This window comes from Microlunatus elymi (assembly GCF_007362775.1).
In the GTDB taxonomy this organism is placed as follows: domain Bacteria; phylum Actinomycetota; class Actinomycetes; order Propionibacteriales; family Propionibacteriaceae; genus Microlunatus; species Microlunatus elymi.
Genome location: NZ_CP041692.1, coordinates 4,909,896 through 4,929,784, shown reverse-complemented (window position 1 = coordinate 4,929,784; position 19,889 = coordinate 4,909,896). Strand labels below are relative to the sequence as shown.

Below are 19,889 nucleotides of genomic sequence, written 5' to 3'. Positions count from 1 at the left end.
GGACGGATCAGGACCGGTCCTTATCCCAAAGCGCGTTGTCCGGATAGGCCGCGAGTATGCGTTCGTCCTTTGTCGCGAGTTGATCATGAGCAGCAAGTGCTTGCGCGACGATGATTCGATCGAACGGGTCACGGGTGAAACTCTCCCGCTGGGCCACCTCGATCACCCTGGAGAACGACTGCGCGTCCTCGGCCAGCCCGACCGCCGTCGCCAACTCACCGACGATCCTGTCCGGAGTGTCGTTGATTCTGCCGATCTCGTGGAGGTACGTCAGCTCTATGCGAACCATTGGGGAGATGCGCAGGTCGTCGGCGTTCAGCCGAGCGCGTAAGGCGTCCGGGAATCGGTCATGTTCTCCGGCGTACAGCCACACCACCACATGGGTGTCGAGCTGGAGGGTCCGCTTCACGGGCGGACCTGACGATCGGCATCCCACTCGCCGGACCAATCAATGGAGACCAGATCGTCCGGATCGCCGACGATCACATTCGGATTGGTGTGAATGCCGGCCAGTCGATCACCGCGCGGCTCGTCAGCCACGAGCCGCAGCAGCCGTCCCTTGCGGCTGATCTCCAGGGGCTCGCCGCTGTCAAGCACCTGATCGAGCAGGCGATAGATGTTCTGCCGTAGCTCGGACGCCGTAACCGTGGTCCTGCCGACAGCGTACGCACGTACGTCATGCATGAACTGTAGGTACGGATCGATCCGCGGCGTGGAAACCGAGTCGGGTCCTGCCGCTTGCTCTCGGCAGAACCCGACCCGTCGTCGTACGGGTTACCAGATCCGGACGCGCTGGTCTTCCGGCAGGTAGAGGGCGTCGTTCTCGGTCACGTCGAAGGCGTCGTAGAAGACGCCGATGTTGCGGACGATCTGGTTGCAGCGGAACTCCGCAGGGGAGTGCGGATCGGTGGCGAGCCGCTGGATCATCGCCTCGGACCTGATCTTGGTCTGCCAGATCGTGGCGTAGCTGAAGAACAGCCGCTGCGCACCGGTCAGGCCGTCGATCTCCTCAGGCTCCTTACCGGCAAGGGAAATCCGCCACGCCTTGTACGCGATCGACAGGCCGCCAAGATCACCGATGTTCTCCCCGATGGTCAGTGAACCGTTGACGTGGTGGCCGGGCGTCTGCTCCGGTTCCAGCGCGTCGTACTGGGCGATCAGCGCCTTGGTGCGCTGCTCGAACGCCTCCCGATCTTCGTCGGTCCACCAGTTCAGCAGCCGGCCGTCACCGTCGCAGGTGGATCCTTGATCGTCGAAACCGTGGCCGATCTCGTGCCCGATCACCGCACCGATGCCGCCGTAGTTGACCGCGTCGTCGGCCATCTCGTTGAAGAACGGCGGCTGCAGGATCGCTGCCGGGAAGACGATCTCGTTCCGCAGCGGGTGGTAGTAGGCGTTCACCGTCTGCGGCGTCATCAGCCACTCGTCCCGGTCGACCGGCTTGCCGATCTTGTTCAGCGTCCGGTTCAACTCGAACTGATGGGCCCGGATCACGTTGCCGATCAGATCGCCCGGCTTGATCTCCAGCGAGCTGTAATCACGCCACTTGTCCGGGTAACCGATCTTGGGGGTGAACTTGCTCAGCTTGTCCAGCGCCTTGGCCCGGGTCTCGTCGGTCATCCACTCCAGCTCGGAGATCGAGTCCCGGTAGGCGGCGATCAGATTCGCCACCAGCTCGTCCATCCGCTCTTTGGCCACCGGCGAGAAGTGGCGCTCCACGTACACCTTGCCGACGGCCTCGCCGAGCGCGCCCTCGACGATCGCGACGCCGCGCTTCCACCGCTCCTTCAACGTCGGGATGCCGTTCAGCACCGTGCCGTAGAAGCGGAACCGCTCGTCGACGAAGCTGCCGGACAGGTACGGCGAGAAGCTGGTGATGATCTTCCACCGGGCCCAGGACTTCCAAGCAGGTAACCGATCCGCGGCCAGCAACGGCGCCGCTTCGGAGAAGAAGGACGGCTGCTCGACCACCACCTCGGCGAAGGTCGACTCGTCGATTTCGGCCGCGGCCAGGAAGTTGCGCAGCCGCAGCCCCGGCGCACTCTGATCCAGCTCGGCCAGCTTCATCGGGTTGTACATCGCCCGCAGGTCGCGAGTCTTCACCTTGTCCCAGTGCTTGGCGGCGATGTCGGTCTCCAACGCCAGCACCGCAGCAGCCTGCTCGGCGGCGTCGTCGAAGCCGGCCAGCTCGAACGACTTCTGCAGATGCTCCAGGTAGTGGCTGCGGATCTCGGCGTAGTCGTCGGCGCGGTAGAACTCCTCGTCCGGCAGCCCGATGCCGGACTGGCCGACGAACATGATCATCCGCTGCGGGTCGCCGGGGTCGGACTCGGCGTCGAAGCCGATCAGCCCTGGCACACCCACCCGGGCGAACCGGCCGAGCAACTCGGTGAAACCGTCGATGTCGGCGACCTGGTCGACCTCGGCGAGCAACGCACGGATCGGCTCGGCACCGGCGGCCTCGATCGCCTCGGTGTCCATGAAGCTGGCGTACAGCGTGGCGATCTTGCCCTCGTCGGTGCTCGGATCATCGGCGGCGTCAGCGGAGAGCCCGGTGATGATGTCCTGCGTGGCCTGCTCGGCCTCGTCCCGCAGCTTGATGAACGCACCGGTCATCGGCTGATCGTCGGGGATTTCGGCGGTCTTCAGCCAGCCGCCGTTGACATGGGTGAAGAGATCGTCTTGGGCCCGGACCGAGTCGTCGGTCAGGGACAGGTCGAGTGCCGGAACCGGATTCTGCTGCGTTGAAGGCTGTGAAGTCACGAGGGCGATGCTACGTCAGCGCTTCCGGCGCGCGTCGGGGATTCGGACCTCCGCTCGAGGCGGCGCCGTACGATGCCGCAATGGTGCGATTCGACTCTCCGGTTCCCGGTACTCACGATCCTTATCTGGCTGCGGCCGATCGCTATCGAGGCACCGACTATCGGCCGGTGGGCCGGTCGGGGTTGCTGTTGCCGCCGATCTCGCTCGGGCTCTGGTACAACTTCGGCGACGACCGACCGTTCGCGACGCAGCGGGAGATCCTGCGGTGCGCGTTAGATCACGGCATCAGTCACTTCGACCTGGCCAACAACTACGGTCCGCCCTACGGGTCGGCGGAGGAGAACTTCGGCCGGATGATGATCAAGGACTTCGGCCCGTACCGGCACGAGATGATCATCTCCAGCAAGGCCGGCTGGGACATGTGGCCCGGCCCGTACGGCCAACTCGGCGGCCGCACCTATCTGCTGAACAGCCTGGACGAGTCGCTGCGCCGGATGAATCTGGACTACGTCGACATCTTCTACAGCCACCGCTTCGACCCGGACACTCCGCTGGAGGAGACGATCGGGGCGCTGGACACCGCGGTCCGTTCCGGCAAAGCCCGCTTCGTCGGCATCTCCTCCTACTCCGCCGAGCGGACCCGCCAGGCCAAGGCGATCGCCGATGATCTTGGCACACCCCTGGTGATCCACCAGCCCTCGTACTCGATGGTGAACCGCTGGATCGAACGCGGCCTGACCGACGCCCTGGACGATCTGGGGATGGGCGCGATTGCCTTCACCGCACTGGCACAGGGCATGCTCACCGACCGCTTCACCAGCAAGGGCAGAGCAAACCAGCACGGCAGTTCACGGCCCAGTTTCAGTTCGGACGCCGCGCGCGATCCCAAGATCATCGCGCGGATCGACGCGCTTGCCGAGATCGCGCATCGCCGCGGTCAGTCGTTGGCCCAGCTCGCCCTGGTCTGGGTGCTGCGTCGGCCGACCGTCACCTCCACCCTGGTCGGCGCCTCCAGCGTGCACCAACTCAAGGAAAACCTTCAGGCGTTGGACAATCTCGACCTCAGCGACGAGGAACTCGCCGAGATCGACAAGTACGCGATCGACGAAACCGGCGTCGACATGTGGCGCGGCGTCTCCGAGAGCTGAGCCCCGAAGGGGGCCTGAACCTGTCGAGGGCCGAGACTCCCGCCGGTCCGACCGAGTCGAGTCGCTCAGGAGTCCTTGCCGCGGTCGAGCAACTGCAGGAGGTAGGTGCCGTAGCCGGACTTGGCCAGGGCTCGGGCGCGGTCGGCGAGTTGGTCGTCGGTGAGGAATCCTTGGCGCCAGGCGGCTTCTTCGGGGGCGCCGACCTTGAGGCCCTGTCTGGCTTCCAGGGTGCGGACGAAGTTGCCGGCGTCGTTGAGGGAGTCGAAGGTGCCGGTGTCGAGCCAGGCTGTGCCGCGGGGTAGCACGCCGACCTGGAGTTTGCCCTGTTCGAGGTAGTGCTTGTTGACGTCGGTGATCTCGTACTCGCCACGGGGTGATGGTTCGAGGTCGGCGGCGATGTCGAGGACCTGGTTGTCGTAGAAGTAGAGGCCCGGGACGGCGTAGTTGGATTGCGGCTTCTCCGGCTTCTCCTCCAGTGAGATCGCGCGTTGCTGATCGTCGAATTCAACCACGCCGTAGCGTTCGGGATCCGACACCCAGTAGGCGAAAACGGCGCCGCCGTCGACGGTGGCGAAGCGGCGCAGTTGGCTGCCCAGGCCGGGGCCGTAGAAGATGTTGTCGCCCAGCACCAGCGCGACCGAGTCGTCGCCGACGAAGTCGCGGCCGATCACGAACGCCTGGGCCAGCCCGTTCGGTTCGGGTTGGGTGGCATAGCTGATCGCGATGCCGAACTGGGAGCCGTCGCCGAGCAGCCGTCGGAAGCTGTCCGCGTCGTGCGGGGTGGTGATCACCAGCACGTCGCGGATGCCGGCGAAGATCAGCGTGGACAGCGGGTAGTAGATCATCGGCTTGTCGTAGACCGGGACCAGTTGCTTGCTGACGCCGAGGGTGACCGGATGCAGTCGGGTGCCGGAGCCGCCGGCCAGGATGATGCCTCGCATTCGGCCAAGTCTGGCCCAATCCGGGTCTTCCTGCACGCAACCTCTCGTTCTTCTAGACTCTCGCGGGTGACTTCCTATCTGGTTACCGGCGGCGCGGGGTTCATCGGGTCGAACTTCGTGCACTACCTGCTGGCCCACACCGACGCCACGGTGACGGTGCTGGACAAACTGACCTACGCGGGCAATCTGGCCTCGCTGGACGGGTTGCCGGCCGACCGGTTTCGGTTCGTGCACGGCGACATCTGCGACGCCGCGATCGTCGACGAACTGGTCGGGTCACACGACTGTGTGGTTCACTACGCCGCCGAGTCGCACAACGACAACTCGCTGACCGATCCGTCACCGTTCGTACAGACCAACCTGGTCGGCACCTACACCCTGCTGGAGGCGGTCCGCCGACACGACGTGCGCTACCACCACATCTCCACCGACGAGGTGTACGGGGACCTGGAGTTGGACGATCCGGCCCGATTCAGCGAGTCGACGCCGTACAACCCGTCCAGCCCGTACTCCTCGACCAAGGCCGGCTCGGACCTGCTGGTCCGGGCCTGGGTGCGTTCGTTCAAGGTCGCGGCCACGATCAGCAACTGCTCCAACAACTACGGGCCGTACCAGCACGTGGAGAAGTTCATCCCGCGGCAGATCACCAACGTCCTCGACGGTGGCCGGCCCAAGCTGTACGGGGCCGGGCAGAACGTGCGCGACTGGATCCACGCCGAGGATCACAGCGCCGCCGTGCTCAAGATCATCGAGGCCGGACGGATCGGCGAGACCTACCTGATCGGCGCTGACGGTGAACAGAACAACAAGGACGTCGTCGAGTTGATCTTGGAGTTGCTCGGCCAACCCCGGGACGCCTACGACCACGTCAACGACCGAGCCGGCCACGACCTGCGCTACGCCATCGACTCCACCAAACTCCGCCAGGAACTCGGCTGGCAACCCGCCTACTCCGACTTCCGTACCGGCCTGGCCAACACCATCGACTGGTACCGCAACAACGAGAACTGGTGGCGACCCCAGAAACAAGCCACCGAAGCCAAATACGCCGCCACCGGGCAGTGAACATGGCCGATCTGACCGTCACCGAGTCACCCATCCCCGGATTGTCGATCATCGAGCTGCCCTTGCAGGGCGACAATCGCGGCTGGTTCAAGGAGAACTGGCAGCGGGAGAAGATGATCAAGCTCGGGCTGCCGGACTTCGGCCCGGTGCAGAACAACATCTCGTTCAACGAGGCCGCCGGGGTCACCCGCGGTCTGCATGCCGAACCGTGGGACAAGTACGTGGCGTTGGCCACCGGCCGGATCTTCGGCGCCTGGGTCGACCTGCGGGAAGGCGACAGTTTCGGCACCGTCTACACCCACGAGCTGGGCCCGGACACCGCGATCTTCGTGCCCCGCGGCGTCGCCAACGGCTACCAGACGCTGGAGCCGAACACCGCGTACAGCTATCTGGTCAACGAACACTGGAGCGAAGGGGCGCGCTCCGACTACACATTCCTGAATCTGGCCGACGAGACTGCGGCGATCGACTGGCCGATTCCGCTGGAGCAGTGCGAGCTTTCCGAAGCGGACAAGGGACATCCGCGGCTGGCCGAGGTCCGGCCGATGCGGCCCAAACGAACGGTGATCATCGGCGGCAACGGGCAGCTCGGCCGGGCGCTGGCCGCGGCGCTGCCCGACGCGGTGGCGACCGATCGCTCCGTTCTTGATCTTGCCTCACCCTCGTCGTTAGCCGCCTTCGACTGGCGCGACTACGACGTGGTGATCAACGCCGCCGCGCACACCGCCGTCGATGCCGCCGAGACGCCCCAGGGTCGCCGAGACGCCTGGGTCACCAACGTCACCGGCCCGGCGGCGCTGGCCGAGATCGCCCGTCGACATCGGTTGACCGTGGTCCACATCTCCTCCGACTACGTCTTCGACGGCAGCGAGGAACTGCATGCCGAGGAAGAACCGCTGAGCCCGTTGGGGGTGTACGGGCAGACGAAGGCGGCCGGCGACCTGATCATCGCCGGCGTGCCAAAGCACTACATCGTCCGCACCAGCTGGGTGATCGGGGACGGCAACAACTTCGTCCGTACCATGATCAAACTCGCCGACCAGGGCATCGAACCGACTGTGGTCGATGATCAACTCGGCCGACTGACCTTCACCGACGATCTCGCCCGGGGGATTACTCACCTGCTCCGGGTCCGGCCCGCGTACGGCGTCTACAACCTGACCAGCGACGGCGAACCGAAGAGCTGGGCGAGCCTGGCCAAGATCATCTTCGCTGCCCGCGGCAAGTCGGCGGACGCCGTCACCCCGGTCAGTACCGAGACCTACGGCAAGGGCAAGGATCTCGCGCCGCGTCCCGCCAACAGCGTGCTCGACCTGACCAAGATCAAATCGACCGGATTCGTTCCCAGTGACCAGAACACGGCCCTGGGTCGCTACCTCGACGATCCGCAGTAACGACGTTGGGGCAGACTGTTGCAGCTCCGGGCGAGGCTGAGCCTGAGCGGAGGTTGATGCGGATGCAGACACCCACGGTGCTGGTACGCGTCGCAGCCCAGCTGAGGAAGTCGGTGGCCGGATGGGAGCGGCCCGAGTGCGGACTGTCTGCCGCAGAGCGTTGGGTGGCGCGCTTCTCGGACGGTAGCAGCGTTTTCGTCAAGGCTGCGACCGACGAACTCACCGCCGGGTGGCTGAGGAACGAGTCCGACGCGTTGCAGACGGCCGGTACCCGCTTCGGACCGGAGGTCGTCGGCTGGCTGAGCGATGACGAGTTCCCGGTTCTGATCACGCAGGATCTGAGCGACGGCTACTGGCCCGCCGGAACCGGCACCGTGCAGTGGCGTCAGGGCGACATGGACATCGTGCTGCACGACCTGGGTCAGCTCAGCTCGCTGGCAGGCGTGGAGCTGTCGCCGATTCCGGAGGTGGCGCCGCACTGGGAAGGGCTGCTGGCCGGCGATGCGCTGATCGGCGCCGGGTTGTGCAGCCCGCGGTGGATTGCAACGTACGGCGCAGACCTGATCAGCAGCGAGCTTCCGGCCGGCCCCACCGTCCAACGCGCATTGGTGCACGGCGACGTACGCAGCGACAACCTGTGCATTCTGCCGAGCGCCCAGGCCCGGTTCGTCGACTGGTCGCAAGCCGGTGCCGGTCATCCGCTGCAGGATCTGATCACGTTGCTGCCGACTCTCAGGCTGGAAGGCGGACCCCGTCCGTCAACACTGCTGGCGGAGCCGTCCGGTCTGATTGTCCGGCACGCGGGGGCAGCGATCGCCCGCGCGCTGAGCGATCGGAACGGCCCGTCCTGGTTGCGGCAGGTGCTGTTCGAGCTCGCGACCATCAACCTGCAGTGGGTGTGCGACGTCCTCGGTCTCGCCCCGGCCGGCCGAGTCGATTGAGGGCTGACCTCAACGCTGCTGCCACGGCGACGGACGCCGACGGCCGTACAAGGTAACTTCGCGGACGGCGATCCCGAGTGCCGCGATCGCGGCCGGGATGTGCAGCATCAGCCACGCTCCGCCGGCGTGCCCGGCCGCGATCACGGCGACGATCAGCCCGAGCAGTACTGCCTGTCGGACGAGCAGGGTGGCCGCCGCGCGCCCGCGGACCAGCAGTGTCAGAGCAGTGATGCTGGCGATCAGCGCCGGAATGATCAACGCGTTGCCCAGGGCCTCGTGGGCCGTGAACCAACCCGGTCGCGATTGCAGGAAGGCACCGGCGAACAAGCCCTGAGCAAGAACGCCGATTGCCAGCACGGCGTTCATGATCATGGTCAGCCGAAGCGTGGCGCCGCCGGGACGGCGGGTTCTCTCGAGCAGGTCCATTGTCGGGTGCCTGGGTGCGGTTCTCATCGTGACTCCTTTCGTTGTCGGCTCTGCTCCGGGCAGTGCACCGACGCACACAATTGACACTGTAACTCTCAAAACGAGAGCGACAACCTCAATTATCCGAAGGCTTCACGTGGTCAGTCGCGCGCGGACAGCAGCTGATCAATCAGCGTGCCGGCGAGCCAGCTTTGGTACTTGTCCGGCTTCCAGCCGCGGTCGATCACCAGCAGCCGGTAGAGCTCCGGAGACATCAGCGCATGGATGATGTCGGCCGCGTCGCGTTGCCGCAGGCCGGGCCTGAGGGACTTGTCGCGGGACAACGCGCGAGCGATCCGATCCTGCCCGGCCTTGCGTTGTTTGGCTAGCTCGGCGAGCAGGTCGGCGGCGGCGGGATCCGATGCGGCTGCGCTGACCAGCACCTGATACAGCTGGCAGGTGCGATCGTTCACCTGCCGGCAGATCGCGGCGAACCCGGCCAACTGTTCCGTCGGGTCTTGGCTCTTCAGCAGTTCCCGTGCCTCGGGTTGTTCCGGGAGCGGGATCGCCTCCGGGGTACCGTCGACGCTGACGGCGATCATCGCTCGAAGGATGCCGAGTTTGGAGGAGAACAACCGGTAGACGGTCGCCGATGGGACGTCGGACTGCCGGCTGATCGCCTCCATCGTCGTCGCCGCGTAGCCCCGCTCCAGAAACAGTGTCTGCGCGGCGGCGATCACCGCACCCCTGGCCAACCGGGTCCGCGCCTGCCCACCCGTGCCCATTGCGCCCGTGCCGTCCTGACCTGACCTCGTCCCAGCGACCACGGATTGAAAGTATCACTCTCAATCGCCAGCTGCCCGGGTCCGCCGGAGGATCAGGACGCAGATCGTCAGGAACGGTGTCTATGCTGCCGAACCATGGTGAGTGACGATGCGCCAAGCGATGCTGGCGCGCGGTCCGGCAAACGCGAGCGGACCGCCGTCGGCGAACCGTCGCCGCGGCCTCGTACCCGAACGCCGATCGGCTCGGACGAGTTGATCATCGTCCCCGCCAATGAAGCGAGCTGGACCGACCTGCAGACCCTGTTCGGCTCTCGGGGCGACCCGGCACGCTGCTGGTGTCAGCGGTTCAGGATGAGCCCTGGGGAGTCGTGGGCCTCCGAGGGCCCTGCGGAGCTCGCGGCCCGACTCCGGGAGCAGACGGCTTGTGATCAGCCGGGGGCCGGCGCCACCTCGGGTTTGGTCGGCTACCTCGACGGCGAACCGGTCGGCTGGTGCGCGGTGGCCCCGCGCCCTGATCATCTGCGGATGCTGCGCAACAATCGGGTGCCCTGGGACGGCCGCGACGAGGACAAGTCCGACGACACCGTCTGGGCGCTGACCTGCTTCCTGACCCGTCGCGGGTACGGCGGTCGTGGCGTCAGCCACGCGCTGGCTCGGGCGGCGGTCGCCTTCGCCAGATCACGCGGCGCTCGCGCGATCGAGGGCTATCCCGATCTCGTCGAAGGCGGTTACGTCGGCACTCGGGAGACCTTCGCTCAAGCCGGTTTCATCGAGGTGCATCAGCCGACCAAGCGCAAGGTGGTGATGCGGCTGGACCTGTGACCGGTGCTGCGCCGGCACGACAGAAATGAATCTGGTGATCTCAAACTGAGAGTTGTACTCTCGATACATGAGGCGACGTCGCGAGGTGATTCTGTCCGCCGGCTGGGGACTCGCGCTGGGTGGCATGTTCGGCTGTCTGGTGCCCTGGTGGCTCGGGTATTGGCAGGTCCGTTGGTCCGCCGAGATCGCCCTCTGGGCGGCTGTTTTGGGGATGGTCCTGGTCGGGCTCGGGCTGGTGCCGATCGTCGGCGCGTTTGCGGCCTTCGTCCGCGCCGGCGGGACGCCGATCCCGGCTGCTTCGCCGCCACGGCTGGTGATCACCGGCTGGTATCGCTACGTCCGCAACCCGATCTACGTCGGGTTCCTGATCGTGTTGCTGGGCCAGGCGTTGATCTTCGGCTCGACCGGAATGCTCGGCTACACGGCGGTCGCCTGGGGGATCGGCGCGTTAGCGGTCCGCTACTACGAGCAGCCTCGGCTGGCGCGCCGGTTCGGGACAGCGTATGCGCAGTACCGCAACGCGGTGCCTGCCTGGATCCCGCGGCTGCACCCCTGGCGACCAGACCGCAAGAACCCTGTGTAGACCGAGAAACCTTGTGTAGACAGGGAATCACTGGTCCGGCTGAGCTCGTCAGCTGGCCGCCGAAAGTTGATCAAGGCGACCGAGAGTGACGTCACGCTGGTGATCACGGCAGTCGTGGCAGGGGTGTCACCTCGCCGGTCGAACTGTCCACCAGTGCTGCGCGCCCGGCGCACACGGTGAACGGCAGGATGTCGGTGACGGATTTGATCACGTACGGCAAGGTGGTCGCGTTCGACCCGGTGGCGACCGAGATGTGCGGGATCCAGCGGCCCGGCTGGTAGTGCCGATGCAGCATCGCTCCGCTCGCCGCCACGGCGGCAGCGACCCGTTCCTGCCGTTCCATCAGCTGTGCCGAACCGGCCACCGCCAGTGCTGCCCGGCCGCGGGGGAAGCAGACCGTGCCTTGGACGGACAGCTGCAACGGATCTCCGCCCGGCAGCGCTTCGACCGCGGCGCGCACTGAAGCGAGATCCCACTCCAACATGACCGCGTACGACAGATGGGGTTGATGGCGGCGATGGGTGTGGGACTGCAAGGTGCTGATTCCCTGCCGCTCCAGCCGTGCCCAGAGGTCGCGCAGCAGCCGATCGCTGCGCGGGTCGAACAGCAGGCAGACCGCAAGCGCCACAGCCCACAGCCTGACAGATCCCGCGAGGACAATCGGGTCGCCGCGACCCGCCGCGACCCGCCGCGACCCGCCGCACCCGACGATCAGCCGAGCTGCTCCGAGTAGGCCGATTCGGCCAGCCGGGTCAGTCCTTCCCGGATGATTCGGGCGCGACTCTCGCCGACGCCCTCGACCTGCTGCAACTCGGCCGTGGTCGCGCCGAACACGCCCTGCAGGTTGCCGAAATGTTCGACCAGTCGGGCGCTGTACGCCGTCGGAAGCCGGTTGATCTGGGCCAACTGGCGGAATCCGCGGGCACTGATCTTGGTGTCCAGGTGTTGGTTGGCGAAGCCGATCGCCCGCGCAACCTCCAGCGGCTCCAGCAGTCGTGCCGACGTCAGGTCCACCAGCCCGGCGAATCCGAAAGTGGCGCCGTCGTCCTGCGGTCGATAGTCCAGCTCCAGCAGTTCCCGCAGGTCGTCCAGACCGGCGCCGAGCTCGTGCAGTTGCAACCGGAGCAGTCGGCCGTCGGTGCCGAGCTCGATCACGTAGTCGGACAGTTCCAGCTCCAGCCGGCGGATCATCTCCAGCCGTTGCGCGACCAGCGCGAAATCCTTGATCGTGACCTGGTCCTCGACCTCGAGCGCGGACAACCGGCTGGTGTTCTGCCAGAGTCGCTCGCGGTAGCGCTCCATGGTCTGCACTGCCTGGTTGGCCCGCGACATGATCTGGTCCGAGGTCTCCAACGGGCGCCGGCTGCCGTCGAGGAAGAAGGCGATGGTCGACATCGACGCCGACACGGTGGCCACCGGGATGCCGGTCTGCCGGGACACCCGGTCGGCGGTGCGATGCCGAGTGCCGGTCTCCAGCGTCTCCAGTTGCGGGTCGGGCATGAACTGAACGCCGGCCCGGACGATTCTGTTCAGGTCGCTGGTCATCACGATGCCGCCGTCCATCTTGGACAGCTCCCGCAGCGAGGTCGGGGTGTACGGCACGTCCAGCTCGAAGCCGCCAGTGCACAGCGCGAGCACCTCGGCCGTGTTGCCGAGCACGACCAGCGCGCCGGTCCGCCCCCGGAGGATCCGTTCGAATCCGTCCCGCAACGGCGTGCCCGGTGCCAACAAGGCGAGGTATTCGAGTTCCCGGTTACGGTGCGCCGGATCCGATGCCACAGATTCCCCTCACTGCCTCAGCGTCTGATCGTCCGCGTCATCGTACGGGACCGGTCGGGTGATCCCGCCCAGCGTCAACGGAGCGGACACCGGTCCTCATCCCGGCCGCAAGACCTGCCATCCTCCCGATTTCAGGAGCCACCGCACCCATACCCGTACCCTGAGCAGCCCGAACCTCCTGGAATCCGGGCGGCACGGGCGGCGCAGGCCGGGCTGGAGGTCTGTCGGGTCGGGACTCGACTGGTTGGCAAGCTGCGTGGAAGTCACCGTGGATCGGAGCGCCGAGCTGCTTGACGAGCCGGTCCGCTCGATCGGAACGGCGACAGGCGCTGACGGCTCGTGAACAGAATGCCCCGCCCATTCGCACCAATCGGCCCATTTCTGGTCATCCGAAGCGATCAGCGGGTGATCGTGTTCGCGAAACCTGGTCGATGGCCGGGAGGACGTCCTGTTCGTATCCCGATCATCGGCGGATCGGGAAGTGGAGGGTGGATTCTGTGGCCGAGTGGGCCGCGTGCACCACGGGGTCAGCCGATCGTGTGCAGCACCGGTCGGTCGGAGCCGGCATCGCTACTGGATTCGTGTCTGCCGCCCCGATTCGGCTTCGCCGGCAGCAGGTTGAGCACACCCAACGCGTTGCCGATGTTGGTGACCCGATGCAGCGTCATGCCGTGTTTCTGCTCCCGGCCACCAGCGCGGTCCTGGCTCGACTCGGGCGGCACCACGGCCTCGGTGAAACCGAGCCGAGCGGCCTCGGCCAAGCGGCGTTCGGTGCCGGGCACGCGACGTAGCTCCCCGGCCAGACCGACCTCGCCGAGCACGATCGTCGAACGGTCAACTGCCTGATTCGTCGCCGCCGACGCGACCGCCACCGCGATTGCCAGGTCCGCGGCCGGATCGTGCACCCGTGCGCCGCCGACGGTCGAGGCGTACACATCGCAGTTGTAAAGCTTGATCCCGGCTCGTCGTTCGATCACCGCGAGCACCATCGCCATCCGGCTCGACTCGATGCCGTGGGTGGTCCGGCGCGGCGCCTGCAGATTGCTCGGCGCGACCAGGGCCTGCAGCTCGGCCAGCAGCGGCCGTTTGCCCTCCATCGTGACCGTCACACAGGTGCCGGAAACCGCTTCGTCGTGCCGGGAGGTGAACAGGCCGGACGGGTCGGGAACCTCGACGATCCCGTTCTCACCCATCTCGAAGCAGCCGACCTCGTCCGCCGGGCCGAACCGGTTCTTGGTCGCCCGCACCATCCGGAATCCCGAATGCTTGTCGCCCTCGAACGCGAGCACCACGTCCACCAGATGCTCCAGCAGCCGCGGCCCGGCGATCGCGCCGTCCTTGGTGACATGGCCGACGATCATCACCGCCATCCCGCGGCGCTTGGCCACCCGGACCAGCGCGCCGGTGACCTCACGGACCTGACTCGGACCGCCCGGTGAGCCGTCCGCCTCGGCGGTGCCGACGGTCTGCACCGAGTCCAGCACCATCAATGAGGGTTGGGTCTCCTCGATGTGGCCGAGCACGGTGCCCAGGTCGGTCTCCGCGGCCAGATACAGCTCGTCGGCGAGCGCGTCGGTCCGGCCCGCCCGCAGTCGGACCTGGGCGGCAGACTCCTCGCCGGACACGTACAGCGTGCGCCGGCCCGCCTTCGCCCAGCGCGCCGCGACCTCCAACAACAGGGTCGACTTGCCGACTCCCGGCTCGCCGGCCAACAGCACCACCGCGCCCGGCACCAGCCCGTCACCGAGAACGCGGTCGAGTTCCCCGACGCCGGTCTTGGCTCGCATCGCGGCCCGGGCGCTGACCTGGCCGATCGGCATCGCCTTGGCCTGCGGAACCTGCGACTGCACCTGCTGCAGCTTCGGTGCTGCGTCGTCCACCACGCTGCCCCAGGTCTGACACTCGCCGCAGCGGCCCACCCAGCGCGCGGAGGTCCAGCCGCACTCGGTGCAGTGATAGCCCGGTCGGTTCTTCGTCTTGGCCATGCCCGGCAACCTAGACGGCGCCGCCGACAAAGTCGGTGACGGCTCAGGACTCAGGGGTCCGTGTCGACGCGGAGCGTCACTTCGCGACGAGGGGATGCGCCTCGAAGAACGCCCAGATCGTGTTCGCAACGTTGAATTGGGCGTACGTTTCCGGCACTTGGTGGCCCGCGCCGTCGACGGTGATCACCTCGACCGCCCGGCCGTCGGCACAGCGGGCGACCGAACGGTGCACGGTCTTTTGAGTGCTCTTCTTGGGCTGCGCGCAGTTGTCGACCTTCCGCCACGGTGCGTCCGAGGCCGGCTGAAACGTGACCATCGGGTCGGCGAGTCCGTGGACGTGCAGCACCGACACCCGCGACGGGTGGTCGCAGGTGCTTTCGATGTCTCCCGAAACGGGCGCGATGGCGGCGAACAGGTCGGTCTGGCAGGCCAGCCGGTACGACATCATGCCGCCGTTGGAGAAGCCGGTGACGAAGACCCGGTCCGGATCGATGTCGACACGTTGCTCGACGGACTTCACCACCGACGTCAGGAGCGCAACATCGTCGGTGCCCTTGTCGGCGGCATCACCGCAGCAGTGCCCGGCGTTGAAGGATCCGTCGACGCCTTCGGGATAGACGGCCACGAATCGCTTGCTGTCCACGAGATTCTCGAAGCCGTACAGCATCGCGTCGTCGATCGAGCCGGTGTAGTGGTGCACCACGAGCACCAGTGGCAGCGGACCGTCCGGATGAGTCGGTACGTGGACGACCACCTTCCGGTGCTGGATCGACAGGTCGTTCACGCCCGCCTGCAACGGCTCTGGGTCATCTGAGCCGCAGCCGGCGACACTGCCGAGCAAGATCACGCCGAGGGCGAGCGACAGGACTGCTCGCAGCAGCGTCCGCGCAACCCGGGTCGACGCCCTCCGAGCCGCGCCGGGCGCTGAGCCGACGACCGGGTTGCCGGCCGGCATGGTGGAGGTGCTCAAGGCCATCGTTGGTCCCCTGCTCTGAAATCGGTCGGTCCTCGGATCGGGGTCCGGTCACGACCGACAGCGGTCAGGCTGACAGTACTGCAGCCGCGGTCAGCGGAAGATCGATCGCGCGGACCACGTGGTTTGTGGGTGCAATCGTCGAGCGTTCGTGATCATCCGATGCCCACGAGGGGGTGGCCGTGTATCAGGGTGTGCTGATCGCCGAGAGTCTGAAGATCGGTGCCGAGCTGGATCAGCGGCTCACGTTGACCAAGATCGCCCGGGTCCGGCCCGGCAACACCGTGGCCGGGCAACCGGAGACGTGGACGATCATCGAGTTCGAACTCGCGGCCGACCACGCGCCGCCGTTCGCCGACGGGTTGGCCGCTGCCCTGCAGGAGCCGGGTTGGTATTGCGATTTCCGCAGTGATCGGGACGTGTACGTGATCTTCCCGGGGCAGGTGTTCCACTACCCCCGGGGTGACGATCGCGGCCGAGCCGAGGCGATCGCGTACGGCCGTGATCTCGGTGTCCCCGAATCGCAACTCGACTGGCCGAAGTGATCATGGTCGCAGCTACCAAGGCAGGCAATCGAGGACACCTCAGTCGAACCATCAGATCGGATCAAAACTCTCGCGAAGGCGACTCCGCGCGACGACGATCGATCGTGACGGCCGGGCGCCGGCGGCGTTCGGTCAGCCGAGGATCAGGCCGATGAGGTAGAGGATGGCGCTGATGCCGCCGAAGACCAGACCGACGATGGCGAGCGCCTTGCCCTTCTTGCCATGGGACTTGATGTCCCGCAGAGCGGCAACACCCAGCGCGATCGGCAGAATGGCCGCGATCGCGTAGCCCGAGAACAGGCTGATGCACAGCACCACGAGCCCGATCACGAAGCTGCCGATCGCCATCCCGGACCACTTCTTCGGCGCGTTCGGATCCGACAGTCCGTAGCCGGGCACGCCGGGCTGACCGACGAACTGCTGATCCGGTCCGCCGTACGGGTTCTGCTGACCGTAGGGCGCCGGGGCCTGCTGACCATACGGTGTTTGCTGGTCGTACGGGGCCTGCTGGCCGTAGCTGGCGGGATCCGGCTGGCCGGCGGCGAACTGCTGGTTCGGCTGCGCGGCGGGCTGCTCGAAGGAGGGCTGCGGATTCTGCGTGCTCATGGGGGTCCTTGCTGTTTGACGTCAAAGCCGACGGAACATTACCGGGCTAAGGGGTCAGCAGCAGAAAACTCCGCGCGGATGCCGTGTGACCGGAGTCCCATCGGAGCGGCCGGACTCAACGGGGCAGCGACTCCGCCACTCGGAGGATCAGCCGATTCGCCTCCGGCTCGCCGACGGTGATCCGGATGCCAGCGTCGGGCTCGTCAACGAACGGCCGGGTGATCAGCCCGGCAGCGGCGAAGGCGTCGGAATACTCGGCGGTCCGTTCGCCGGCCGGAAGCCAGACGAAGTTGGATTGACTGTCCGGCACCGCGAAACCAAGATCACGAAGCCCGTCCAGGACGAGCGAGCGTTCCTTGATCAACTCTGCGACGCGCTCAAGTAGTTGATCTTCGGCCGACAGCGAAGCCACAGCCGCGGCTTGTGCCGGCAATGAAACGCCGAACGGAGCTGAGACAGCGCGAACCGCCCCGGCGACCTGCGGGTCGCCGACGAGATAGCCGACCCGGAAGCCGGCCAACCCGTACGCCTTGGAGAACGTGCGCAGGGACGCAACGTTCGGTCGGACAAGCTCCAGCCCGCGGGCACGATGGGGCGCGGTGCCGAACTCCAGGTAGGCCTCATCGATGATGATCATGATGTGATCAGGTACGTCATCGATGAATGCCGCGAGTTGATCATGGTCGACGGCCGGTCCGGTCGGGTTGTTCGGCGTACAGATCAAGATGGCCTTGGTGGCATCACTGACCGCCCGGCGGATCGCCTCGAGATCATGACCGGCGTCCGACAGGTTGGGCACCTGCACGCTGCGAGCACCGGTGAGCTGCACCGCGATCGGGTAGGCCTCGAAGCTCCGCCACGGGTAGATCACCTCGTCGCCCGCACCGGCAACCGCCTGCAACAGGCTGTAGAGCACCGCCACCGAGCCGGTACCGACGGCGATCTGATCGACGCCCACGCCGAGCTTGGCGGCCAATTCCGCCGTCAGCTCGGTGTTGGCCATGTCCGGGTAGCGGTTCATCCGCTCGCACGCCTGCTGGGTGGCGGCCAGCACTCCGGGCAACGGAGGGTACGGATTCTCGTTGCTGGACAGCTTGAAACTGACCCCGTCGGGACCAACCGGAGCTGGCTTGCCCGGCCGGTAGACAGGCACCGAGGCGACCGCCGGACGGATCGAGACGACCACTAGATCCGGACCTCGCCGGTCGGCGTGCTGAAGGTCGCGGCCAGCAGACCCGGCTGCCCGTTGGGTGCGTTCCAGTTGATCTTGACGTCGGCGACAACCTGATCGGGAGTGCCGCCGAGCCACTCGTCCACCCGCTCCGGATCACCGGCGATGTCAAGGCTGACCAGCTTCACCTTCGCCTCGCCGCCGGAGGACTGCGACGGGTGCAGCGACGGATCGCTCAACCAGTGCACGAAAAACGGCAACTGCGGATCGGCCTGCAGTCCCTTGACGCCGATCTGTTTCCACTCCAGTTGCTCACCGGTGGGCAGGTGCCGCATCCCGGGGACGGCCTCGCGTCCGAGCCGCTGCTCCACCCGTTCAAGATCATCAACGCGGACCACCCAACCCAGCCAGCCGCCACCGTCGTTCATCCGAGCCCGTACGGCCTGGCCGAAGGGCGCCTTGTCTGCGGCCGGGTGATCCAGTGCCTCGACCACCTCGAAGTAGGTCTCATCGGCCAGCGGCAGGGTCCAGTTGCGGGTGCCGAACCTCGGGTGGAAACCACCGTCGACGAACTGCGCGCCGAGCATCTCACCGAGTCGCTCTGCGGTGGCGGCGGCGCCTTCCGGGCCGGCGGCGAACGAGAGGTGATCAAGTCTCATGGGGTTCATGCTGCCTGAACCCCGAACCGCTCCGTGATCCGGGGTCGCGCAGATCTGCCGCCTGGCACCTGTTCCCGCGCACCTGCGGCGCGGCCGCGCAAGTTCGTACCTACGCGGGAGGACCGTGGATGTGCGGGAAGCGTGCCTGGACCCGATCCGAGCGACACGTGTGAGAGTGCCGCACTGTCACCGCCGAGGCCCGTGGTCGCCGGCGGCCGCTCAACCGAGGCTCGAACTCGTTCTCGGTCGAGAAGCGCACGACCAGAGCCGCTGCCGAATCCGCACGAACTCAATCGTGGTTGGAAAACGAACGCGCAGAGCGACCACGCCCTGTGCTCAAACTCGACTGTGGTTGGAAAACGAACGGCCAGCACGGGCGGCGCCGGGCGCCCCTGTTCCCGCGCACCTCCGGTGCTCCCGCGTACCTTCCTGACGCCAAAGATGCTTCCCGCGCACCTCCGGCGCTGCCGCGGAAGTTCGAACCTACGCGGGAGAACCGTGGATGCGCGGGAAGTGTCACTCGACCAGACCGACCTGGGGCGGAGGAGGTGGTCAGCGGGGCGGATCGGCGGGGTGCCGGAGCAGGGTGCCGCGGCGGCTCTCGAACTCCTCGCAGTACTGCTTGAGGAGTTCGTAGCCGCGGGCACCCATCAGGGCCACCAATTCGGGCTTGTTGTTCACGTACACGGGTTCCTTGCCGTGATGCGCGTCGGTGTTGGCGGTGCAGTACCAATCCAGATCGTGACCGCCCGGTCCCCAGCCGTCACGGGAGTATTCGCCGATGCTGACCTCCGTGTACGAGGTGCCGTCGGTCCGCTCGACCTCGCGGAACTGCCGGCGGATCGGCAGTTGCCAGCAGACGTCCGGCTTGGTCTCGTGGAAATGCCGGCCCTGTTTCACCGCCAGATGATGCAGGGCACAACCTTCGCCGGCGGGAAAGCCGGGACGGTTGAGGAAGATGCAGGCATCGTCAACCCGGCGCGTTTTCCGGTCGGGTTCCTCGCCCCGGGTGAGGGTCTCCTCGTCCTCCAGTTCGACCCAGCCGCGCTTCTTGCCCTCCTTGTAGTACTGCCACAGCTCGGGCGTCAGCTGTTTGACCGCCTTGCGGACGCGCTTCTCGTCGTCCTCGTCGGCGAAGTGGGCGCCGAGCGTGCAGCAGCCGTCGTGCGGACGGTCGGCGTAGATCCCGGGGCAGCCGTTGCCGAAGATGCACTCCCACCGAGAGGTCAACCAGGTCAGGTCGATCCGATACACCTCGGTCTCGTCGTCCGGGTTGGTGAATTCTGCGTACGCCCGGGGGAAACCCATCATGACTTCCGGCACG

21 protein-coding genes are annotated in these 19,889 nt (G+C 66.6%); 7 read left to right on the top strand and 14 right to left on the bottom strand.

Annotated elements, in window-relative coordinates:
* Window positions 1-7: 7 nt before the first annotated feature.
* The 3 genes from FOE78_RS22575 to FOE78_RS22565 form a co-directional block, all read right to left on the bottom strand.
* Entirely contained in the window at window positions 8-409 is a 402-nt protein-coding gene (locus FOE78_RS22575; RefSeq protein WP_143988261.1) for a type II toxin-antitoxin system VapC family toxin, read from the bottom strand.
* Window positions 406-684 (bottom strand): type II toxin-antitoxin system Phd/YefM family antitoxin, encoded by a 279-nt coding sequence (locus FOE78_RS22570; protein ID WP_143988260.1) that lies wholly within the window; start codon window positions 682-684, stop codon window positions 406-408. The genes FOE78_RS22575 and FOE78_RS22570 overlap by 4 nt, the downstream gene beginning before the upstream one ends.
* A gap of 90 nt (window positions 685-774) precedes the next feature.
* Complete coding sequence (locus FOE78_RS22565) at window positions 775-2,763, bottom strand: M13 family metallopeptidase (RefSeq protein ID WP_143988259.1); 1,989 nt, start codon at window positions 2,761-2,763, stop codon at window positions 775-777.
* Window positions 2,764-2,843: 80 nt separating this feature from the next.
* On the opposite strand from FOE78_RS22565, the gene FOE78_RS22560 reads away from it, so the two are divergent.
* Window positions 2,844-3,911: an aldo/keto reductase gene (locus FOE78_RS22560; protein ID WP_143988258.1), complete on the top strand. Its 1,068-nt coding sequence runs from the start codon at window positions 2,844-2,846 to the stop codon at window positions 3,909-3,911.
* Window positions 3,912-3,976: 65 nt separating this feature from the next.
* On the opposite strand, the gene rfbA is transcribed toward FOE78_RS22560, so the two are convergent.
* Window positions 3,977-4,852 carry a glucose-1-phosphate thymidylyltransferase RfbA gene (gene rfbA, locus FOE78_RS22555; RefSeq protein ID WP_143988257.1) on the bottom strand — a complete coding sequence of 292 codons (876 nt, stop codon included), beginning with the start codon at window positions 4,850-4,852 and terminating at the stop codon, window positions 3,977-3,979.
* Window positions 4,853-4,918: 66 nt separating this feature from the next.
* Between rfbA and rfbB the strand changes: the two genes are divergently transcribed.
* The 3 genes from rfbB (at window position 4,919) to FOE78_RS22540 (ending at window position 8,252) form a co-directional block, all read left to right on the top strand.
* Window positions 4,919-5,917, top strand: a complete 999-nt coding sequence (gene rfbB / locus FOE78_RS22550) for a dTDP-glucose 4,6-dehydratase (protein WP_143988256.1) — start codon at window positions 4,919-4,921, stop codon at window positions 5,915-5,917.
* A gap of 2 nt (window positions 5,918-5,919) precedes the next feature.
* A complete protein-coding gene (locus tag FOE78_RS22545; protein ID WP_143988255.1) occupies window positions 5,920-7,311 on the top strand; it encodes a sugar nucleotide-binding protein in 1,392 nt (463 codons plus the stop codon).
* Window positions 7,312-7,373: 62 nt separating this feature from the next.
* Window positions 7,374-8,252, top strand: a complete 879-nt coding sequence (locus tag FOE78_RS22540) for a phosphotransferase (protein WP_168207638.1) — start codon at window positions 7,374-7,376, stop codon at window positions 8,250-8,252.
* A 9-nt stretch (window positions 8,253-8,261) separates the two neighbouring features.
* Here FOE78_RS22540 and FOE78_RS22535 read toward each other — a convergent pair whose 3' ends face one another.
* The gene (locus FOE78_RS22535) at window positions 8,262-8,678 is read right to left on the bottom strand and encodes a hypothetical protein (RefSeq protein ID WP_143988253.1); all 417 of its coding nucleotides are present in this window, start codon (window positions 8,676-8,678) and stop codon (window positions 8,262-8,264) included.
* A gap of 140 nt (window positions 8,679-8,818) precedes the next feature.
* Window positions 8,819-9,442, bottom strand: coding sequence for a TetR/AcrR family transcriptional regulator (locus FOE78_RS22530; protein ID WP_210414719.1), 624 nt, complete (start codon window positions 9,440-9,442; stop codon window positions 8,819-8,821).
* A 135-nt stretch (window positions 9,443-9,577) separates the two neighbouring features.
* Here FOE78_RS22530 and FOE78_RS22525 point away from each other — a divergent pair, with 135 nt between their 5' ends.
* Window positions 9,578-10,264, top strand: coding sequence for a GNAT family N-acetyltransferase (locus FOE78_RS22525; RefSeq protein ID WP_143988252.1), 687 nt, complete (start codon window positions 9,578-9,580; stop codon window positions 10,262-10,264).
* Between the two features lie 67 nt (window positions 10,265-10,331).
* The gene (locus FOE78_RS22520) at window positions 10,332-10,847 is read left to right on the top strand and encodes a methyltransferase family protein (protein ID WP_143988251.1); all 516 of its coding nucleotides are present in this window, start codon (window positions 10,332-10,334) and stop codon (window positions 10,845-10,847) included.
* Between the two features lie 103 nt (window positions 10,848-10,950).
* Here FOE78_RS22520 and FOE78_RS22515 read toward each other — a convergent pair whose 3' ends face one another.
* The 4 genes from FOE78_RS22515 to FOE78_RS22500 form a co-directional block, all read right to left on the bottom strand.
* Window positions 10,951-11,475, bottom strand: coding sequence for a 2'-5' RNA ligase family protein (locus FOE78_RS22515; RefSeq protein WP_143988250.1), 525 nt, complete (start codon window positions 11,473-11,475; stop codon window positions 10,951-10,953).
* Between the two features lie 83 nt (window positions 11,476-11,558).
* Complete coding sequence (gene disA, locus FOE78_RS22510; RefSeq protein WP_143988249.1) at window positions 11,559-12,626, bottom strand: DNA integrity scanning diadenylate cyclase DisA; 1,068 nt, start codon at window positions 12,624-12,626, stop codon at window positions 11,559-11,561.
* Between the two features lie 527 nt (window positions 12,627-13,153).
* A complete protein-coding gene (gene radA / locus FOE78_RS22505; protein WP_143988248.1) occupies window positions 13,154-14,611 on the bottom strand; it encodes a DNA repair protein RadA in 1,458 nt (485 codons plus the stop codon).
* A 76-nt stretch (window positions 14,612-14,687) separates the two neighbouring features.
* Entirely contained in the window at window positions 14,688-15,587 is a 900-nt protein-coding gene (locus FOE78_RS22500) for an alpha/beta hydrolase family esterase (protein ID WP_143988247.1), read from the bottom strand.
* 179 nt (window positions 15,588-15,766) lie between these two features.
* On the opposite strand from FOE78_RS22500, the gene FOE78_RS22495 reads away from it, so the two are divergent.
* Window positions 15,767-16,129: a hypothetical protein gene (locus tag FOE78_RS22495; protein WP_143988246.1), complete on the top strand. Its 363-nt coding sequence runs from the start codon at window positions 15,767-15,769 to the stop codon at window positions 16,127-16,129.
* A 132-nt stretch (window positions 16,130-16,261) separates the two neighbouring features.
* Here the strand turns inward: FOE78_RS22495 and FOE78_RS22490 are convergent, their stop codons facing one another.
* The 4 genes from FOE78_RS22490 to FOE78_RS22475 form a co-directional block, all read right to left on the bottom strand.
* Window positions 16,262-16,735, bottom strand: a complete 474-nt coding sequence (locus tag FOE78_RS22490; RefSeq protein WP_143988245.1) for a DUF4190 domain-containing protein — start codon at window positions 16,733-16,735, stop codon at window positions 16,262-16,264.
* A gap of 115 nt (window positions 16,736-16,850) precedes the next feature.
* Window positions 16,851-17,888, bottom strand: a complete 1,038-nt coding sequence (locus tag FOE78_RS22485; RefSeq protein ID WP_266094997.1) for a histidinol-phosphate transaminase — start codon at window positions 17,886-17,888, stop codon at window positions 16,851-16,853.
* Between the two features lie 32 nt (window positions 17,889-17,920).
* Window positions 17,921-18,565, bottom strand: a complete 645-nt coding sequence (locus FOE78_RS22480) for a VOC family protein (protein WP_143988243.1) — start codon at window positions 18,563-18,565, stop codon at window positions 17,921-17,923.
* A 552-nt stretch (window positions 18,566-19,117) separates the two neighbouring features.
* On the bottom strand, window positions 19,118-19,888 hold the full coding sequence (locus FOE78_RS22475) for a hypothetical protein (protein ID WP_143988242.1): 771 nt from the start codon (window positions 19,886-19,888) through the stop codon (window positions 19,118-19,120).
* Window position 19,889: the final 1 nt, after the last annotated feature.